The sequence below is a fragment of the Psychroflexus lacisalsi genome, assembly GCF_020164495.1.
GTDB classification, from domain to species: Bacteria; Bacteroidota; Bacteroidia; order Flavobacteriales; family Flavobacteriaceae; genus Psychroflexus; species Psychroflexus lacisalsi.
Genome location: NZ_JAIQYZ010000015.1, coordinates 1 through 1,907 on the forward strand (window position 1 = coordinate 1; position 1,907 = coordinate 1,907).

3 protein-coding genes are annotated in these 1,907 nt (G+C 29.7%); all 3 read left to right on the top strand.

Annotation, left to right across the window (positions count from 1 at the left end):
* Positions 1-460: 4-fold beta flower protein (locus tag LB449_RS13720; RefSeq protein WP_224455688.1), on the top strand; the 460-nt coding region annotated here is incomplete at its 5' end.
* Between the two features lie 4 nt (positions 461-464).
* Positions 465-1,439 carry a tetratricopeptide repeat protein gene (locus LB449_RS13725; protein ID WP_224455689.1) on the top strand — a complete coding sequence of 325 codons (975 nt, stop codon included), beginning with the start codon at positions 465-467 and terminating at the stop codon, positions 1,437-1,439.
* A complete protein-coding gene (locus tag LB449_RS13730) occupies positions 1,439-1,705 on the top strand; it encodes a hypothetical protein (RefSeq protein WP_224455690.1) in 267 nt (88 codons plus the stop codon). The genes LB449_RS13725 and LB449_RS13730 overlap by 1 nt, the downstream gene beginning before the upstream one ends.
* Positions 1,706-1,907: the final 202 nt, after the last annotated feature.

Consider the following 1,907-nt stretch of genomic DNA (forward strand, 5'->3'; position numbering starts at 1 on the left):
CGTTAGCACACATACGAAACAAACTATGAACAAAACATTCAACTTTTTAATTTTATTATTATTTGTCGCATTTACAGTCAATGCGCAAGAAACAACATTATATGATAGTCAAGGAAATGCGAGAGCATATATTGATTATGATGAAGATGCAACAATCTATTTGTGGAACGGAAAACCAGTTGCTTTTTTAGAAAATGATGGAAATGATATGTGTGTTTTTGGGTTTAATGGAAATTTCTTGGGTTGGTACGAAGACGGAATTATGCGAGATGATGGAGGAAATGCAGTTGGAGCGAGAAAAGGAGCAACTAATATGATGACAAATATCGAACCTATGAAAAGTATGCAAGAAATGTCGCCAATGAGACCAATGACATCAATAACACCTATTAAACCATTATTCACTAACAGTTGGAGTTCAGAATCGTTAACTGAATTCCTTTATTCAGGTAAAAATTAAAATTATGAAAAAAGTATTACCAATTATTTTTATGCTTATATCTTTTGTGGCTTTTGCACAAAATAGATATTCTAAAGTTACGACATCAAGCTATACGCCAATGTCATCAAGCGAAATTTCAAATGTTGCAATGACCTTGCAAAAAAGGTATGATGCAAATCAAAAATATCTTTATAATATGAAGAAGTGGATTTTGGAATTAAAACCACAAATTTCTGAAAATGGTTTTTTATCAAGACTTGATAAAGAATATAATGATTTAACCAAAATAGAAGATGGCGATTTAGCAAGAGCAACAAAATACTTAAATCAAACAGAAAATGCTATTCGAGAAATAATATCAGATTACAATATTTGGGTAAATCAACAAAATAATAACAATCAATCAACTTCATCTAATAGTCAAAATAATGATGTGAATGTTAATTATGCTGATAAAGGATTTCAACTTCAAAAAAATGAAAAATTTGCAGATGCAATTTTTAATTACTCAAAGCATCTTGAAAACGACCAAAATAATACAGACGTTTTGTTTTTAAGAGCTATGTGTAAAAGTGAGCTAAATGACAGATATGGAGCAATAAATGATTATGACAGGATTATTGAATTAGAAAAAACAGCTAAACCGACAATTTATAAAATGTCAACAGTTTATAACAATAAAGCTTTTTGCTTGGTAAATCTTAAAAATTACGAAGATGCTCTACCTCTTGTAAATAAAGCTTTAGAATTGGACAAAACAGAGGCTTATATTTGGGACACAAGAGGAGAACTATACTATCATATTGGAGAATATGAAAAGAGCGTAAATGATATGGACAAAGCACTTAAAATCGAAAAAAATGCAAGTTCATATTATTATAGAGGATTATCATATTTAAAACTTGATAAAAAATCAAAGGCTTGTTCTGATTTTTCAAAAGCTGGCGAATTAGGAAATAGTAAAGCTTATGACGAAATAACTAAAAACTGTAATTAATGGAATTAAATAAAAACCAAATTCAAGATTTAAGACACAAAGATTTAGAACCAACTGTCGGTAAGCTAATAAAAATTACACTTGAAAATCCAATGAAAATTAAAGGAATTGATGATGAACAAACTATATTAATTGGCAATGTTAATCATATTGGATTAAGTGCAAATTCACCACATTTACCTGTTGACATAAACATCACAATTGAACGAACTGACATAACAAAAAACGTAAATATTTTCAAAATGGAAAAACTGGAATGGGAATAAGTACGTGTGCTAACAACGCATATAGCTCATAGCTAGGTAGTTGCTTAATTCAAAGTTAAGGTATATTTGCGAGTCCGCCAAATTTTTAAATTTGGCTTATTGAGTAAAAAAGATAATAAGAAAAATTTAAAAATTCGGCTCGTGCTTCATCCGAAACTAATTGTTTAATTTGCACGCTACGAGCCATATACAGGGACGTTAG

Bases quoted from the DNA above. Each gene is read 5' to 3' on its own strand.
- LB449_RS13725 (WP_224455689.1), top strand. From the start codon at position 465: ATGAAAAAAGTATTACCAATTATTTTTATGCTTATATCTTTTGTGGCT.
- LB449_RS13730 (WP_224455690.1), top strand. From the start codon at position 1,439: ATGGAATTAAATAAAAACCAAATTCAAGATTTAAGACACAAAGATTTA.